This window comes from Acinetobacter sp. YH12145, assembly GCF_013418335.1.
Classification (GTDB): domain Bacteria; phylum Pseudomonadota; class Gammaproteobacteria; order Pseudomonadales; family Moraxellaceae; genus Acinetobacter; species Acinetobacter amyesii.
The window spans coordinates 32,572-49,035 of the sequence record NZ_VPCE01000007.1 but is presented as its reverse complement, the minus strand read 5'-3'; the positions used below and the strand labels follow the sequence as shown (position 1 = coordinate 49,035).

Below are 16,464 nucleotides of genomic sequence, written 5' to 3'. Positions count from 1 at the left end.
CTTAAATCACGTAAATGTCAAAAAAGCCCACATTTACATGCAGGCTTTTACATAATCCACTGAAAATTTCAGCTTAAGGTGCAGGATTTGGCTGCTGGCGATGAATATCTTCAATCCCTTTTAAAATGTCTTCTGATAAATTCACCTCAAAAGCATCAATATTTTCTTTCAACTGATCTAGATTTGTCGCACCAATGATTGTACTGGTGACAAAAAATTGCTGCTTAATAAATGCTAGTGCTAACTGTGTCAACGTTAAACCATGCTGTTCAGCCAATTGTGCATATTGTTCTGTTGCCCATTCACTCTCCGCATTTGAATAGCGGCTAAAGCGTGAAAATAGTGTCACTCGAGCATTGGCAGGACGTGCACCATGACGGAATTTACCTGTTAGATAACCAAATGCTAAAGGTGAATATGCCAATAAGCCCACGCCTTCGTAGTGTGCAATTTCAGATAAACCGATTTCATAAGTACGATTCAACAAACTATATGGATTTTGCACACTGACAATTTTTTCTAAACCATGCTTTTCTGCAAGTTGTAGGAATTTTAACGTTCCCCATGGCGTTTCATTAGATAGTCCAATTGAGCGAATTCGACCTTTTTTCACCTCATGACTTAAAGCAACTAATGTTTCTTCTAAATTGGTAATAGTTTGCGTATTGTTCGCTTCGGCATTGCCATAACCCAATTTACCAAAAAAGTTGGTTGGGCGTTGCGGCCAATGCAACTGGTATAAGTCAAGATAATCTGTTTGTAAGCGCTGAAGAGAATGATCCAGTGCAGACTCAATTTCCGAAGCAATAAATTTAGTTTGCCCGTCACGAATATGACTACCGCCTTGTGACGGTCCTGCAATTTTTGAAGCTAAGATTATTTTATCGCGGCCACCGCGAGCTGCAATCCAGTTACCAATAATAGTTTCAGTTGAACCTTGGGTTTCAGGTTTCGGTGGGACAGGATACATTTCTGCAGTATCCCAAAAGTTAAGACCACGCTCTAAAGCATAATCCAGTTGCTCAAAAGCATCTGCTTGGGTGTTTTGTTCACCAAACGTCATAGTGCCTAAACAAATTTCTGGAACTAAAATGCCGGTATGTGCCAATGGTTTAAATTGCATGCCGCAAATTCCCTCTTTATTTTAAATATCAATATATAAGTCACGAAGTAGCTTACCTAAGATATCGGCTTTGTTTAAATCATAATTTTCTGTTTATTTGTCAAAAAATGTGAGAAAAGCTTGTTCAGATATAATAGTGAGAAATGAATAGACATAAAAAAAGCAAACCCCTGAGTTTGCTTTTTTTATTTAGAAGAATGATTATTCTTCGTCGTCAAATTCGTCAGAAGCCAATTGACTTTTATCTTCAAGCGATGCATCAAAAATTAGAATCGCTTTACCATCAGTTTCAATCATGCCTTGCTCTTCAAGTGTTTTTAGAACACGACCAACCATTTCACGGGAACAACCCACGATACGACCAATCTCTTGACGAGTAATACGAATCTGACGACCATTCGGCAAAATCATTGCCTCTGGTTGTGAAGATAAATCAATTAAGCAACGTGCAATTCGACCTGACACGTCAATAAACGCAAGGTCAGTTACTTTACGCGTCGTATTTTTAAGACGGCGTACAAGCTGTGCAAATACCGCATAACTTAAGTCTGGGTATTGTTTACTTAATTCATGAAAGTTTTCATAGGTAATCTCAGCAATTTCACATACATCTCGCGTACGCACTTCTGCAGTACGCTGTGCATTTGCTTCGAATAGACCCATTTCCCCAAAAAAGTCACCCGCATTTAAGTACGCAACCACAATTTCACGCTCATCATCTTCGCGTAAAATGATAGATACTGAACCCTTAAGAATTAAATACAAAGATTTAGATTCTGAGCCCGCATCAATGATTGTTGTACGTTTTGGGTAACGATTAATATATGCACGTTTTAATAATGCCTTCACCGACTCAGGTAACTGCCCCGGAGATAGCGCATCTGTGCTAAGTTGTGAAAAGTTTGAAGTCATGCTAACAGTTTCCGAATATGGATAATTTATAGATCGCACAAGACCTAAAGTGAACTTGTCACACGTAAGAGTTGAAATTCCTTATCAACTCAATTTATGTTAGTGTACAGGTACTGCGTAAATTTATAGCTTTTTTTAGGGACTTGCAATGCAAACTAGTGTTCATTGGCTAGAGAATGTTGCTTTTGAAGCAAAAACTCAAAGTGGTCACACTGTTATGATGGATGGATCACAAGAATATGGCGGTGAAAACCGTGGTCCGCGCCCAATGGAACTGATTTTAACAGGACTTGGTGGTTGTGCATCTTTCGATATTGTGACGATTTTAAAGAAAGCACGCCAAGACATTACTGATGTTCGTTGTGAATTAAATGCAGAACGTGCCGACACTATTCCTGCTGTATTTACCAAAATTCATTTGCACTTTGTAGTCACTGGTCATGGCGTAAAGGAAAAGCAAGTTGCAAAAGCGGTTGAACTTTCTGCTGAAAAATACTGTTCTGCGAGCAAAATGCTGATGGACGGTGGTGTAGAAATTACCCATGACTTCGAAATTTTAGAAGCTGAAGCTGCATAATATATTTGCTCAATTTTCTAATAATAAGCCGCATAGAATGCGGCTTTTTTGTTTCAAACAATCCGCTAAAGCACACATTGTATGAAGCACTACTATATAGTCATAAATGCAGATATATCCATACAAGACGTTTGGCTTAATTATACATATGGCAAAAGGGATTTAATTGAATTAATTCTCAGGACGATATAACCCTTTTAAGTTTTTGCTTAAATCTTAAAAGGGTTATTTATCTGACAAAATTTATTCAATTTTTGAAAAGTTCTTTTCAAAGTTAAATGCCGACTTTGTTTCGATTTTTCTGGCTAAAACAAACATACAAAGCAAGGCAATGACAATACAAGGAAACATAGATAAGAGGACACCAGACGTACCACCGCCTGTATTTAGAATAAGTCCTGCTATTGCTGGTCCAACCATTGCTCCCACACGCCCTACTGCATTTGCAGCACCAACCCCCTGACCTCTATGTTCTGTCGGGTAGACAAAACTACTAAAGGCGTAGGAAACACCATTACTACCGATAAGAAAGAAACCAGTAAATGCTGCTGCAACATACATAATCATCAACGTTGGCGCGACATTCATAAAGACAATACCGATCAATATGCCAATATAAACAATCGCAATGACCGCAGATTTATTCCATTTATCAATCAAACCTGTAAATAAAAGCGTACCAATCGTTGCGCCAGTTTGGAAATAGACTTGCGCCATACTTCCTTGCTGCTTAGTAAAACCAAGCTCAACAAACAGTGATGGAAGCCAACTCAACATGATGTAGAGTACCATCGCCGTAAAAAAGCAGCCTCCCCATAATAGGAAAGTTCTTAAACGTTGTCGGTCATTAAATAATGCACGTGCATAATTAACGGTTTGTGTATTTTTTTTAACTTGATTATATTCTTTAGATTCAGATAGATACTTAATCATAAAAGGCACGATGATGAGTGGAATAATCCCTCCAACATAGAAAATTAATTTCCAGTTTTCTGACGAATCCATCGCAGCCCATAAAGAGATGAGGATTGCCCCTATTGGCATCCCACAGTACATCATACCTACAGCTTTACCTTTATTTTCAGCAGAACTAGACTCCGAAGCTAATGCAATTAGATTGGGCAATGCAGCACCAAAACCTAATCCAGCCAAAAAGCGAACCATGAGTAAGCCAATAAAATTTTGTACAAATACAATGGCAAGTGTAAAAACTGCAAAAAGTAAGACGGCAGCTATTAAAACCTTTTTTCGCCCAATTTTATCTGCATAATATCCACCGATCACCGTTCCGGGTAACAGTCCAAAAATACCAATGCTAAATAAAAGTCCAAGTTGTGCTGAATCCAACGCAAAATGTTGCTTTATCGAAGCTGCCGCCACACCAATTGCCTGAATATCAATGCCTTCAATAAGGGCTATCAGGAAGCAAATGACAATGGTGAAATTTAAAGTACGACTTTTCATATCCAAATCCTTTTGAATTATTTAAATTTCCATGTGTAATCAATACCTAAACGGAATTCGTTATCTGGTTTAAATGATGCTGATGATGCAAAATCGTTATCGTAAATTGCATAACGTGCCCTGACCGTCAGTCCATTCAGATATTGGACGTCTTCTGGAACTGTATATTGCAGGTCAAACGCCCATTCATCTTCAGTCAGATCCGTGCCACCTAATTTTGGCAAATGAATATTGTCTCCACGGGTATAACGTGCTGCGAACTTGGCACCCTCGATCACATTTTTTAAGTCGACGTCATAACGTAGGCTCCAAACTTGCTCTTTGGGATTTAAAAAGTCCGTACTCATGCCATCTAGAAAGAATAAGACTTCACCGCCATACAAATAAGGAAATCCTGTCTGACCTGAACTGCTCAATACCCCTGCAGAAAAGGTATGTACACCTGTTTTTAAGCCAAAATTGCCAGCAAACAATGTATTATCTACAGGCCCTGCAAGCTTTTGACCATCTGTTCCACTATGGTAAAGTTTTAAATCGGTTAGAAAATTTAGCTGATCATTTAATTTAGAATTGGTTTTCGCCATGATCAAACCTTGACGATATAAGTCTGTTACATCAGCTGCGTAAGCACCAACCAAGTTATCTTTATCAAAGTTATATTGAAAACCACCGTAAAACATATTGTCTGTTGTCGCAGGCAAAAATTTTCCATTGGCACCAGAGATTTTTATATCTTCATAATCACTTGAATCACGATGATTTACTTGATCTAACCATCCCAAGGTGATCAGCGTATTTTTGACATCTTTGCTTTGGATTTCAGCACCTCTAAATACTTGAGGTAAAAGCCGTGCTCTCGATGAAAAAACAACAGGTGTAAACGGCATCAGCGTTCCTGCTTTTAATTGCGTCTGACTAAATTTGGCTTTCGCCGTCAAACCAATTTTTCCGTAAGAGTCTGCTGCTTCACGTGTATATTTATCTACAGGTAAAACTTGTGCACCAGTTTTATCTGCATCGGCATTGAGTTTAAACCCAGCCATAGCTTGAAAATCTAAACCAAAGCCAATATCTCCTGCCGTGTAGCCAGACTCTGCTGAAAATACAAAACCTTGTGCCCATTCTCTCAATGCTGGAACAGTCGAAACTTCTGTATAATTTCGATCATAATAATAGTTCCTCGCCCAAAGACTCACTTTTGCATCATCAACAAAATCGTTTGCAAAAGCACTGCTCGAAGAGACTAACATCCATAAAATAATCTTCTTTTTCATTAACATTTCCTTGTTTAATCACCAACAATTTCTCAACTGTTAAAACTTCGTTTCCCTCCTCTTTTGTTTTATATACAAAACTTAGTTTGTTTTGTTTTTTAGGCAAATAAAAAGGCTCTTTTCTAAAGAGCCTTCCTAAATTCTATAAATCTAAAACTAAAACTTTTGTTTTAGAACGAGAGCAGCATGGGGTGAATATTTTATTTGAAGCACGTTCCTCATCCGTTAGGAACATATCTCGATGATCTGGCTCACCTTCTAAGACATTGGTCAGACAGGTGCCACAAATCCCTTGCTCACACGACACTGCAATATTGACACCACATTTTTCTAGAACATCAGTAATGCTTTCTTCAGCAGAGATCGGAATCAGTTCACCTGTTGAGGCAATTTTGATCGAAAATTCGGTATTTTCATCATTTCCTATCACTGACTCTGCGGCGAAATGTTCTTTATGTAAATGGTCTTTTTGCCAATGGTTTTGCTCTGCAGTTTTAAAGATATAATCCATAAAACCATTTGGCCCACAGACATACAGATGCTTGTTGGCCAGTGGTTCACTTAAAATTTGATTTACATCTAAATGATTCATGGCATCATCTTCGATATGAAAATGGATTTCTCCAGAGAATTTTGTTTGCAGAACATCCTTAAATGCAATTACATTTTCATTACGTATAAAATAGTAAAATTCAAAAGGAATGTTCTCACGCTTTAAGGTGTGTGCCATTGATAAGATTGGTGTAATGCCGATACCACCTGCAAATAACACTGCCTTATTCGTATTCTGATGAACTGGAAATAAATTTCTCGGCTCACTAATTTCAATACGATCACCAACTTTAAATTGTTGATGAATATAGGATGATCCTCCTCGTGATTGACCATCCTCTAATACACCGATGATATAGCGATCTTTTTCTGAACTACAATTTGCTATTGAGTATTGTCGTGTTAAACCATTTTCCAAGACCACATCGATATGTGATCCTGCAGTAAATGAAGGTAGATCCTGACCATCTTCTGTAATTAACTCAAAACTACGAATATTGGCGGTCAAATCTTGAATAGATTTTATTTGGACAAACATACATAAATTCCATTTTAAGTCTTGGTTTATATCCTTCTTTTCCTTTCAAACCCGCTTGTTTAATGCACCGTGTTTGAAAGGAAATATTAAAGCGCTTATTTACTAGATCCATGGACTGCAAAGTATTTAGCACCTTCCATCTTCTGCCCAACTGCTGCTTCATAATCGAGACGCACATCGTCAGGTTGACCGGCTTGACCAAAGAAATCCTTCAGATATGGACCAAGCAATGGATGTTCACCTAGTTCCTTCCGTGCTAAACCATTGATTAATTCATCACGGCATGCGGAAGGTAATACGATGTCTTTATTCACTTCTTTATCGAAAATTAGCGCTTTAGGTACAAAGTCAGGATTGTTTTTAAGTTGATCTAATTCATCAAAGAAACGACGTCTTAACATCACGATTCCACGATCACTTTGACCTAGATTCTCACGTGTACGATCTGTAATTGTGCCTTGTCCAACCCATACGACAAAATCCTGATTGGCTACATGTGATGTGATCCAACGACCTGTACGTGGGTCACGAATTGGTCCATACCAAGACGGAATCTTGTCTTGCTGATAAGGTTCTTGTTCTGTTGGTACGCGACTAAAAATCCAAAGGACACTTAATGTATTTTCGTCATCGACTGGAACTCGCCACTCAAAATGGTGCCCGAGATAAAACCCATTTGGCCATAAAGTCACACGACCTACCGTCCACATTGGATTTGTTTCATCTTCTTCACCGCGAAGCCTGCGATAAGTAAATCCATAATCAAACTCATCAAACTCAAGCTTTAAATGCGTTGGGACATAAGGACCCTTGGCACCCGTTTGACGAATTGACCAGTTATTATGTGTCCATTCAAAATGGACTGGATCAATTGAGTTTTCTTGACATTGGAACCAGTTACAAGGCAATTCAGCAAATACAGCTTGTGCAAAGCCATTTTTATAATTGAATAGATCCCAATCTGGTAATTCTGGAACTGGCTCAGGCCCCATATAGATCCATAGTATTCCAGCTTTTGCTGTCACTCGATATGATTTAATTTTTATCCTTTTGCACATTCGTGACGTTGGGTCGCACACTTGCTCAAAGGGTTGTTCTATACATTGACCTGTCTGATCAAAACGCCAGCCATGATAACTACATCGAATACCATTTTCTTCAACATAGCCATAAAGCATATCTGCACTACGATGTGGGCAATGACGGTCTACAACACCATATTTTTCACTCAAATCTTTAAATAATACTAAGTCTTCGCCCATGATCCGAATCGGCTTGATTGAATTTTTTTCAAATTCACTTTCTCCAGCTATTGGATGCCAATATCGACGCAAGTATTCGCCCATTTCTGTTCCTGGACCTACTTTCGTTAATCTTGCATTTTTTTCTTCCGTGAGCATGACGGTCTCCTTGACTTAATTTCATTTTGTTTTATATATAAAACACTGTTTTATTTCATCATGGGTAATTTATAACCTATAAAATTAATTGTCAAAATGTACGCTTAATTTTTTTCTATAGATTTGTTACTTGACGTAAAAATAGGTTTTGTATGAAAAACAATTCTTATTCACAAAACTAAGTCTTTGTTTTTATATTATTTAATTTAAGGTGAAATAAAAGATAAATGCTTTTTTAATTTTTTACATTTAGAACATTTGTGGCATTTTTTTAAGGAAATAAGGATTTATTTCTCTGTGATTTAAAGAGCAAGCTAGCCTAGTTTATTTAAATTCATGTTCTAACTAAGGAATGAGATCGGCCTTATTTTTTAATTAAACTGTCTTGTTATATACATCTATCCTAGTGACTAGGCTTTAAAAAGCATAGCTGAAATTGAACTGTCATTAGTTTAATACTTTTGGATCTCAAGCAAGCTATCTAGGGATAGCCTGACCAATATATCCATATTGTCCTGCCTAAATATTTGACTGTTCAATGTCATTAATTTTGTTCTAACAAGATCGTCATTTTATCTTTATATGGTTTCACATTTTTTCTAGGTAGAATCTAATAAGGCCCTATGAGTGTGAAAGGTACCTAATAAAAGCCAAATTACAATTGGTAACGACTCGTGATGAACACCGTTCATATAAGTAGATTTAATTCAACCATATTCTCAATAACACTTTAATTAATTAAAACTTTAATAAATCTGTCATCAATTTGTTGATTTGACCATTCACTCTGTAAATTTACAAAAATATTTTAAATTACTTTTCACTTAATTAAACTCTTAATTTTTATTAAAAGACTTCATAAGCATTTATTTTCAATAATAATAAATTATAAATTATCTAACTATACAGCTGTAGTTTAATTCAAAAATAAAAACACATAAATTTAAATTAATGTGACGTGGTTTACATTTTTAAAATCAACGGTTAATCTTCTGTTACCAAAGCGGTACACCACCAATGACAAACAAAGCCTATTTTTTCGGGAAAAGTAAAATGAAAAAGATCGTTCTAATTGCTACTACAACAATTCTAGGTATCAGCGCGGCTAATGCTGCTGATGGCACAATCACTATTAATGGTTTAGTTACTGACAAAACTTGTGACATCGTTACTCCTCAAGGTAAAGATTTCACTGTAACTTTACCTACTGTGTCTAAGCAAACTCTTGCTAAAGCCGGTGATGTTGCTGGCCGTACTCCGTTCACAATCAACTTAGCAAACTGTTCAGAAGGTAAAGTTGCTACTTATTTTGAACCAGGTGCTACTGTTGATTTTGCTTCAGGCCGCTTAAACAACCAAGATGCTGCTGGCGCGAAAAACGTTCAAGTACAACTTTTAGGTTCAAACAATCTATTCGTTCCAGTTCTTGCAGCTGGTGCTAATGGCGCGCAAACAAACTCACAATGGGTTGACGTTGCTGACCAAGGTTCTGCTGACTTGAACTACTATGCAGAATACTACGCAACTGACGCTTCTACTGCTGGTAAAGTAACAACTTCTGTTCAATACACGATTATTTACCAATAATCGCTATTGCAATTGAGAGCCGATGCAGTTCGCTGCATCAGCTCACTCATTAAATACCCTTTGTGAGAATAAGTTATGCGCTTTAAGCCGTCCCTTTTCAAAACTGCACTTTTAGCTGGGCTGTTCCCCTTTACTGCTGCAAATGCCGAAATTATTATTCACGGCACACGTGTAATTTACCCTTCAGATGCGCGTGAAATTACTTTGCAAGTCAGTAATAATGGCAACAAACCCTCGCTAGTACAGGCTTGGATTGATGAAGGAAATGCTTCAAGTACGCCTGACCAATCACAAGCTCCTTTTATGATTACTCCACCTATTTCACGGGTAGATAGTCAAAAAGGGCAAACTTTACGTATTTCTGCCTTACCTAAAGCAAGCAGCTTAAGTAAAACCCAAGAAACTTTATATTGGTTGAATATTTTAGATATTCCACCAAAACCGACTGCAAAAAATGTAAATGATGTACCAGAAAACTTTTTACAACTGGCAATCCGTTCACGTATCAAGTTCTTTTACCGTCCGAGTGAGCTGAAAGATGATGTAAGCACTGCGCCATCTAAGCTTCAATGGTCTGTACAAGCTAATCAGCTAAATGTGAAAAATCCGACACCATTTCATATTACGCTGACCTCAATTAATCAGGACAATGCAGGTAAACGTATTGACTTAATTAATGAAGGCTTGATGCTTAAACCTTTTTCTGAAGACCATGTAGCACTAAAAACAGCGAATACTTCAAAAATGGTTTTCACCAGTATTAATGACTACGGTGGACGTGTGGAATTACCAATTAAAGTGCAATAGCTTCAAATAAACAAAAGTAAATTCATTTAAAAGCACCTATTTCCAATGAATAGGCGGACAGTTTCATGCAAAAAAAACAACAAAGTCTAAAATGGGTTAAACGTCACATCAGCTATTATATTGCTTGCGGCGTTATTACACTCAGCATGCCTGCTCTTGTTCATGCAGCTGAAACCGAAGAAAAGCCAACTGTTGCTGAAGAAGCAGAATTTGACTCAGCTTTTTTAATTGGCGACGCAAAAAAAATCGATGTTGAGCGTTTTAAATTTGGCAATCCAATTTTGCCTGGCGAATATAATCTTGATGTTTATGTCAATGGAAACTGGTTTGGCAAGCATCGTATCGTATTTAAAGCCTTAGATAATAAAGAAAATGCCTTTACCTGTTTCTCTGAAAATAGCCTGATTCAATATGGCGTAAAGCCTGATGCTTTAAAAAAACCAGCTGATGCACTTCCGAATGTAGCGCCATGTCAAAAAATTGAGCAATGGATTGATGATGCCTATTATGAATATGACAATTCTCGCCTGCGTATTGATATTTCAATTCCACAAATTGCCATGCAAAAAAATGCGCAAGGGTATGTAGATCCAAGTGTATGGGATCGTGGAATCAATGCTGCTTTTCTTTCATACAATGCCAGTGCTTACAAAACATTTGACCGCATGCAAGGCCGTCAAGAACGCACAAATGCGTTTACCTCTATAAATGCGGGCGCCAATCTTGCTGGGTGGCAATTTCGACATAACGGACAATGGCAATGGCAGGATGGCGACCAAAGTAACAATGAAAATCCATCCGAGAGCCAAAGCAGTTATGATGCTGTCAGCACTTATGTACAGCGCGCATTTCCTAAATATAGAGCCGTACTGACTTTAGGTGACAGCTATACCGATGGCGAAATTTTCGATTCATTCGGTTTTCGCGGTGTAGATATCTCTAGTGATGACCGTATGCTGCCAAACAGTATGATTGGCTACGCACCTCGTATTCGAGGCAATGCAAAAACCAATGCAAAAGTGGAAATACGCCAGCAAGGTCAGCTGATTTACCAAACAACAGTAGCACCGGGCAACTTCGAAATAAATGACCTCTACCCGACAGGTTTTGGCGGTGAACTTGAAGTCTCTATCTTAGAAGCTAGCGGTGAAATTCAGCGTTTTAACGTTCCTTATGCTTCTGTCGTACAAATGCTGCGCCCGGGCATGAGCCGTTATTCAATCACTGCGGGTCAATTCCGTGATAAAGACATTGATCTTGATCCTTGGATTGTGCAGGCAAAATATCAGCGTGGTTTAAACAACTACTTTACGGCTTTTACTGGTGTACAAAGTGCTGAAGACTATACTGCTGTGACCTTGGGCAGTGCCTTCACTACACCTGTTGGTGCAATATCACTGGACGTGACCCATTCTCAAGCAGATTTCAAAAAACGTGATAGCGAAAGTGGGCAAAGTTACCGTTTAAGTTACAGTAAACTCATTACGCCAACGAATACCAATTTAACTTTAGCCGCTTACCGCTACTCGACTGAAAACTTTTATAAACTGCGCGATGCTTTAATGATCCAAGATTTGGACGATAAAGGCATCAGTTCAAGTCATGTTGGTAAGCAGCGAAGTGAATTTCAAATTACTTTAAACCAAGGCTTGCCAGACAAATGGGGCAACGTTTATGCCACTGGCTCTTGGGTAGACTATTGGAACCGTCAGGAAACGACTCGCCAATACCAAATTGGCTACAGCAATACTTATAGCAGTTTAACTTATGGCTTATCTGCGATTAAACGTGTGGTCGAAAATACTGCAACCAAGCGCACCACCAATGATACAGAGTATATGTTGACGCTGTCCTTGCCTTGGACATTTAAGAAAAATTCAGTGAATTTCAACTCAATTACCACACAAGACAGCACAACTGTTGGCATGAGCGGTACGGTCAGTGACAGATTCAATTACGGTACTTCTGTTTCAGATACTTATGGTAGTAATCCGAGCATGAACGTCAACGCTCAGTACCGCACTAACTTTGCTACTGTGGGTGGTTCATATAGTGTTTCTGATCAGTATCAACAAGCGATGCTTTCTGCACGCGGCAATGTAGTTGCACATTCCAAAGGTGTACTGTTTGGCCCAGACCAAGGACAAACTATGGTCTTGGTTTACGCACCTGAAGCAGCAGGTGCTAAAGTAAATAATGCTACAGGATTAAGTATCAATAAATCAGGCTATGCAGTTATTCCATATGTAACGCCATACCGTTTAAATGATATTACGCTTGATCCACAAAATATGTCGACCAATGTAGAATTAGAAGAAACTAGCCAACGCATCGCGCCATATGCTGGTGCAATTTCACAAGTTAGCTTTGCAACAAAATCAGGTAAAGCCATTTATATTCATGGTTTAATCTCAGAAGGAAAAACCCTTCCATTTGCAGCTGAAGCATATAGCTCACAAGGTGAAAATGTCGGCATGGTTGCACAAGGTAGCATGGTTTATTTGCGTACCAACCAAACAGCAGATACTGTCACCATCAAATGGGGCGATGACGCTACTGAGCAATGCCGCATTCAATACGATGTGACAAAACAAACAGAAGATAAAAATCTCACCATGATCACGACAGAAGGTGTATGCCAATGAAAATGAAAATTGTTAATACCCTATTGCTGCTCGCTGGAATGGCTGGTCTGTCTGAAGCTTATGCTGCGTGTACACCACAATCTGGATTCAGATCGCAAGACGTCAGTATGTCTGTCGGCCGTGTGGTTGTTCGTCCAAGTGATGCGGTGGGTACAATATTAAGAAAAGCCACGTTTCCAATATCTTCAAATGGATCTACCATCCGATGTGATAACGGTACTCCATCTACAATCCATGCGGTGTTAAGTCAGGGCTTTTCACTCAGTCCATCTGGCAACTCTATTTACAATACCAATATTCCCGGTATTGGCATTCGGCTTTATCGTGAAGCTGAAGGTGCTTCAGGATTTTCAGGCTATTATCCGTATTCACGCGCTTTGTCTAGAAATACTACTTACAACTTAGCTAACGGCTATTTCGTGGTCGAGATTGTTAAAACTGCACCTACAACTGGTTCTGGCACATTAGTCCCGGGTCAATACAGCAGCTATTATGTTAACGGTTACACAAACAAGCCCCTGCTCACCAGTACAGTTTATGGTAATGCGATTACCATTGCCTCTTCTTCATGTGAAATTCAAGGCAATATTAATAAGGTTGTCCAATTGCCTACCGTTAATAAAGCTGATTTCAAAGGTGTAGGCTCCACTCAAGGTGAGCAAGCATTTGACTTAAATATTCTCTGCAATGGCGGTAAAAACCCAACTGGTTACGAAGAAAGTAATAAAATTAGTTTAAGTTTTGACTACAATGCAGCAGCAAATAGCAATAATAAAGTAATTAATAATGATGCCCCTGCGAGCACAAAAGCTAAAGGCGTAGGTACACAAATCCTTTGGAATTACCAGAATCAAAATAAAGTAGTTTCTAAGGGGGACAAACTGGAACTCGGAACATTAACATCTAACCAGACATTACAATATAATGTGCCAATGAAGGCACGTTATTACCAAACTGAGCCAACTGTTTCACCTGGAACAGTACGAGGAATGGCAACAGTCACAATTGAATATGATTAATTTGACACACCTCACAATTTATAATTTTTTTTTATGAATACGCTGAATTAATCTTGTTTTTCATAATATAGACGTGTATTTATCTAACTAAACATCTCAATAATGGGGAAAGAGATGAAGTTAGATAAATATGTAACTTTATTAAGTATAATAATATTTTGTGGAATTGGAACCAATGGTCATGCTGATGAAATCAACTTCACCGGTACAATTTCTGAGTTTACCTGTGCTGAGCAGTCGACAGAACAGGCTTGTTTGGATTTAAAAGAAGCAATATCCAAATTGAAAATTCAACAAGATTTCAGTGCTTATTCCCCATTCAATAAACAGACGTCCAAAACTGCGGATATTTCTATTGAGAATACGGAAAATCAAAACCGCAAAGTATTGGTTATTAATTATAATTGATACAAGTCAGTGTAATCTGAATTAAAGTTTTAGGCTTTGAAATAACATAAACGCGCTTATTTAAATAAAGAATTAAAATTAGATTTATTATTTATGCTACGTAATGTACCTAATAGAGCTCTTTCATTAATACTTCATTCAGTTAACACCAACAGTATTAATAAAAAAATTTAAAAGTATTTTATATACAGCTAAATTATTTCAAATCTTGAGCAAATTTAGCTATCTTAAACTAATCGTGAGCTCTTTTAACCAATCAAGTAAGTGGCGCACCGCAGGCCGCATGCCTTTTTGACCTAAATGAACAGCGTGAATACTACTTTTGCTTGGAATTAGCTCGGATTCTATTAGAATTAAACGGCCTAGAGCGATGTCATTTTCTACATAGATATACGGGATCAAAACCAGCCCCAATCCATCTAGCGCAGCATTTCTCATCATCGTCATATCATCAACAATCAAGCGCGGTTTTACTTTTATATCAACACTTTGATTTTCATTATTCATAAATTGCCAATGTGTCACTCCCTCCACACCTTTCCAAATAATGGCAGGAATGTTTTCTAATGTATCCATCAGTGATGGTTTGAATTTATTTCTCCATTTCGGATGTGCTACAAGACAAAGCTCCATATGTGCCAAAAAGACAGGCACATATCCCAATGGGTAATCGATTTTATTACGTGCCCGAATGACGAAATCAAAGCCCTCATTTAAAATATCGACCTGTCTGTTTGTCGCTTCAATATGAATATTTACTTTTTCATACAAAGTCATATATTTTAAAATTTCATCACTAAAATTATAAAAGTGCAAAAGCGAGGGGGGAATCGCAATTTTAACAAGACCACTTGGCTCGACCTGCTGACTTTCTAACATTGAAAACGTGTGGTCAAGTTGAAAAAAATTTCTAGACAACTGTCATATAAAACCTGCCCTTGCTCGGTTAAACGGAAACTGCGTGTACTCCTCTCAATCAGGCGTGCACCCACCTCCGCTTCTAGCTGTGAAATATTACGGCTCAGTGTTGCCCGCGATTGACCGGTAATTTTATGTGCAGCTGAGTAGCCTCCGGCACTCACCACATCTCTAAAAATTTTCAGACTATTCAGATCATGTAATTTTTTCATCTTGCTCTTATTAGTATCAAATATGGAATAGTGTAGTGTAATAATAACTCTTCTCATTTAATGTATAAAAATTATACTGAATATATCCCTTCAGGCTGAATCAAGTATTCAACAAGGTTTATATAAATGAAAAGTACAATATTAATCGCACAACAATATGGTCAATCCGACGTCCTAGAATTCATTAGCAATGAACTTCCCCCCACTTTCAGCAGGCATGGCAGGTATTCAAGTAAAAGCCGCAGGCATCAACCCGATTGATGCACGTCGAATGACAGGTGAATTCAAGCATTCGCCTATGCCGCAAGCCTTTGGTACTGAATATGCAGGTGTGATTACGGAGACTACCAATAGCACATGGGCTGTAGGTGACGAGGTTTTAGGCTCAGGCGGTGCATTTACCCATGCAACAATTATTGACGTTCCCATCACTAATTTAGTGAAAAAACCCGAAAATTTAAGCTGGGCTGTTGCAGGAACACTTGCAGGCGTGGGTCAAACTGCAATGACGATTTTAGATGAAATCGGCCCTATTAAGTCACTCTTAGTACATGGCGGTTCAGGCGGAGTTGGATCAATTGTAATTCAATTGGTCAAAGAAAAAGGCATTGAGGTCATCGCGACAGCATCTGCTAAAAACCAAGACTATGTTCGTGAATTAGGCGCAATACCTGTGATTTATGGCGAAGGCCTAATCGAGCGTTTAGATCAAATCCACCCTGAAAAATTTGATGCTTCTATCGATCTAGTCGGTAATGAAGATGCCACCCAAGCTTCCTTAGCCACTGTTAAAGATGGTGGATTCATGGGTTCAACCGCTGGTAAACGTTTAACTTCAGAGAGGATCCAAGCCGTTTGGGTGAAAAAGAAACCGTCAAATCTGAAATATGTGGTTGAACGTGTAGCTGATGGACGCTTTAGCTGGGTCGTCAGCCGTGAGTATCCATTTGACCATGCACAAGAGGCCTATGCCGATATTTTAGTCGGCCATACCAAAGGAAAAAGCGTACTGATTTTTAATTAATCCT

At 38.3% G+C, this 16,464-nt stretch carries 15 protein-coding genes; 7 read left to right on the top strand and 8 right to left on the bottom strand.

Annotated elements, in window-relative coordinates:
* Window positions 1–73 precede the first annotated feature (73 nt).
* Window positions 74–1,123, bottom strand: a complete 1,050-nt coding sequence (locus tag FTU80_RS08900) for an NADP(H)-dependent aldo-keto reductase (RefSeq protein ID WP_180084791.1) — start codon at window positions 1,121–1,123, stop codon at window positions 74–76.
* 201 nt (window positions 1,124–1,324) lie between these two features.
* Window positions 1,325–2,035 carry a cAMP-activated global transcriptional regulator CRP gene (crp, locus tag FTU80_RS08895; protein WP_180004890.1) on the bottom strand — a complete coding sequence of 237 codons (711 nt, stop codon included), beginning with the start codon at window positions 2,033–2,035 and terminating at the stop codon, window positions 1,325–1,327.
* 148 nt (window positions 2,036–2,183) lie between these two features.
* Between crp and FTU80_RS08890 the strand changes: the two genes are divergently transcribed.
* On the top strand, window positions 2,184–2,612 hold the full coding sequence (locus tag FTU80_RS08890; protein WP_078188630.1) for an OsmC family protein: 429 nt from the start codon (window positions 2,184–2,186) through the stop codon (window positions 2,610–2,612).
* Between the two features lie 243 nt (window positions 2,613–2,855).
* Here the strand turns inward: FTU80_RS08890 and mhpT are convergent, their stop codons facing one another.
* The 4 genes from mhpT to FTU80_RS08870 all read right to left on the bottom strand — a co-directional run bounded on the left by mhpT (window position 2,856) and on the right by FTU80_RS08870 (window position 7,840).
* Window positions 2,856–4,076, bottom strand: coding sequence for a 3-(3-hydroxy-phenyl)propionate transporter MhpT (mhpT, locus tag FTU80_RS08885; protein WP_180084790.1), 1,221 nt, complete (start codon window positions 4,074–4,076; stop codon window positions 2,856–2,858).
* Window positions 4,077–4,093: 17 nt separating this feature from the next.
* Window positions 4,094–5,350: an OprD family outer membrane porin gene (locus tag FTU80_RS08880; protein ID WP_180084789.1), complete on the bottom strand. Its 1,257-nt coding sequence runs from the start codon at window positions 5,348–5,350 to the stop codon at window positions 4,094–4,096.
* A 142-nt stretch (window positions 5,351–5,492) separates the two neighbouring features.
* Window positions 5,493–6,440, bottom strand: a complete 948-nt coding sequence (locus FTU80_RS08875; protein ID WP_180084788.1) for a PDR/VanB family oxidoreductase — start codon at window positions 6,438–6,440, stop codon at window positions 5,493–5,495.
* A 95-nt stretch (window positions 6,441–6,535) separates the two neighbouring features.
* Window positions 6,536–7,840: an aromatic ring-hydroxylating dioxygenase subunit alpha gene (locus FTU80_RS08870; protein WP_180084787.1), complete on the bottom strand. Its 1,305-nt coding sequence runs from the start codon at window positions 7,838–7,840 to the stop codon at window positions 6,536–6,538.
* A 1,053-nt stretch (window positions 7,841–8,893) separates the two neighbouring features.
* Here FTU80_RS08870 and FTU80_RS08865 point away from each other — a divergent pair.
* The 5 genes from FTU80_RS08865 to FTU80_RS08845 all read left to right on the top strand — a co-directional run bounded on the left by FTU80_RS08865 (window position 8,894) and on the right by FTU80_RS08845 (window position 14,306).
* Window positions 8,894–9,427: a fimbrial protein gene (locus FTU80_RS08865; protein ID WP_180084786.1), complete on the top strand. Its 534-nt coding sequence runs from the start codon at window positions 8,894–8,896 to the stop codon at window positions 9,425–9,427.
* 75 nt (window positions 9,428–9,502) lie between these two features.
* Window positions 9,503–10,234: a molecular chaperone gene (locus FTU80_RS08860; RefSeq protein ID WP_180084785.1), complete on the top strand. Its 732-nt coding sequence runs from the start codon at window positions 9,503–9,505 to the stop codon at window positions 10,232–10,234.
* A gap of 65 nt (window positions 10,235–10,299) precedes the next feature.
* Window positions 10,300–12,879 (top strand): fimbria/pilus outer membrane usher protein, encoded by a 2,580-nt coding sequence (locus FTU80_RS08855; protein ID WP_180084784.1) that lies wholly within the window; start codon window positions 10,300–10,302, stop codon window positions 12,877–12,879.
* A complete protein-coding gene (locus tag FTU80_RS08850) occupies window positions 12,876–13,898 on the top strand; it encodes a fimbrial protein (protein ID WP_180084783.1) in 1,023 nt (340 codons plus the stop codon). The genes FTU80_RS08855 and FTU80_RS08850 overlap by 4 nt, the downstream gene beginning before the upstream one ends.
* A 114-nt stretch (window positions 13,899–14,012) precedes the next feature.
* Window positions 14,013–14,306 carry a hypothetical protein gene (locus FTU80_RS08845; protein WP_180084782.1) on the top strand — a complete coding sequence of 98 codons (294 nt, stop codon included), beginning with the start codon at window positions 14,013–14,015 and terminating at the stop codon, window positions 14,304–14,306.
* Between the two features lie 222 nt (window positions 14,307–14,528).
* Here FTU80_RS08845 and FTU80_RS08840 read toward each other — a convergent pair whose 3' ends face one another.
* Together FTU80_RS08840 and FTU80_RS08835 are read right to left on the bottom strand one after the other, a co-directional pair.
* Window positions 14,529–15,185 (bottom strand): LysR substrate-binding domain-containing protein, encoded by a 657-nt coding sequence (locus FTU80_RS08840; protein ID WP_180084781.1) that lies wholly within the window; start codon window positions 15,183–15,185, stop codon window positions 14,529–14,531.
* Window positions 15,179–15,436, bottom strand: coding sequence for a LysR family transcriptional regulator (locus FTU80_RS08835; RefSeq protein ID WP_180084780.1), 258 nt, complete (start codon window positions 15,434–15,436; stop codon window positions 15,179–15,181). Before FTU80_RS08835 ends, FTU80_RS08840 begins: the two co-directional genes overlap by 7 nt.
* 190 nt (window positions 15,437–15,626) lie before the next feature.
* Between FTU80_RS08835 and FTU80_RS08830 the strand changes: the two genes are divergently transcribed.
* Complete coding sequence (locus FTU80_RS08830; protein ID WP_180084779.1) at window positions 15,627–16,460, top strand: NADP-dependent oxidoreductase; 834 nt, start codon at window positions 15,627–15,629, stop codon at window positions 16,458–16,460.
* Window positions 16,461–16,464 lie beyond the last annotated feature (4 nt).

Excerpts from the sequence above, each read along its gene's own strand:
- FTU80_RS08870 (WP_180084787.1), bottom strand. The coding sequence starts at position 7,840 with ATGCTCACGGAAGAAAAAAATGCAAGATTAACGAAAGTAGGTCCAGGA.
- FTU80_RS08830 (WP_180084779.1), top strand. The coding sequence starts at position 15,627 with ATGAACTTCCCCCCACTTTCAGCAGGCATGGCAGGTATTCAAGTAAAA.
- FTU80_RS08900 (WP_180084791.1), bottom strand. The coding sequence starts at position 1,123 with ATGCAATTTAAACCATTGGCACATACCGGCATTTTAGTTCCAGAAATT.
- FTU80_RS08845 (WP_180084782.1), top strand. The coding sequence starts at position 14,013 with ATGAAGTTAGATAAATATGTAACTTTATTAAGTATAATAATATTTTGT.
- FTU80_RS08860 (WP_180084785.1), top strand. The coding sequence starts at position 9,503 with ATGCGCTTTAAGCCGTCCCTTTTCAAAACTGCACTTTTAGCTGGGCTG.
- FTU80_RS08880 (WP_180084789.1), bottom strand. The coding sequence starts at position 5,350 with ATGAAAAAGAAGATTATTTTATGGATGTTAGTCTCTTCGAGCAGTGCT.
- FTU80_RS08890 (WP_078188630.1), top strand. The coding sequence starts at position 2,184 with ATGCAAACTAGTGTTCATTGGCTAGAGAATGTTGCTTTTGAAGCAAAA.
- FTU80_RS08865 (WP_180084786.1), top strand. The coding sequence starts at position 8,894 with ATGAAAAAGATCGTTCTAATTGCTACTACAACAATTCTAGGTATCAGC.
- FTU80_RS08835 (WP_180084780.1), bottom strand. The coding sequence starts at position 15,436 with ATGAAAAAATTACATGATCTGAATAGTCTGAAAATTTTTAGAGATGTG.
- mhpT (WP_180084790.1), bottom strand. The coding sequence starts at position 4,076 with ATGAAAAGTCGTACTTTAAATTTCACCATTGTCATTTGCTTCCTGATA.
- FTU80_RS08850 (WP_180084783.1), top strand. The coding sequence starts at position 12,876 with ATGAAAATGAAAATTGTTAATACCCTATTGCTGCTCGCTGGAATGGCT.
- FTU80_RS08855 (WP_180084784.1), top strand. The coding sequence starts at position 10,300 with ATGCAAAAAAAACAACAAAGTCTAAAATGGGTTAAACGTCACATCAGC.
- crp (WP_180004890.1), bottom strand. The coding sequence starts at position 2,035 with ATGACTTCAAACTTTTCACAACTTAGCACAGATGCGCTATCTCCGGGG.
- FTU80_RS08840 (WP_180084781.1), bottom strand. The coding sequence starts at position 15,185 with ATGTTAGAAAGTCAGCAGGTCGAGCCAAGTGGTCTTGTTAAAATTGCG.
- FTU80_RS08875 (WP_180084788.1), bottom strand. The coding sequence starts at position 6,440 with ATGTTTGTCCAAATAAAATCTATTCAAGATTTGACCGCCAATATTCGT.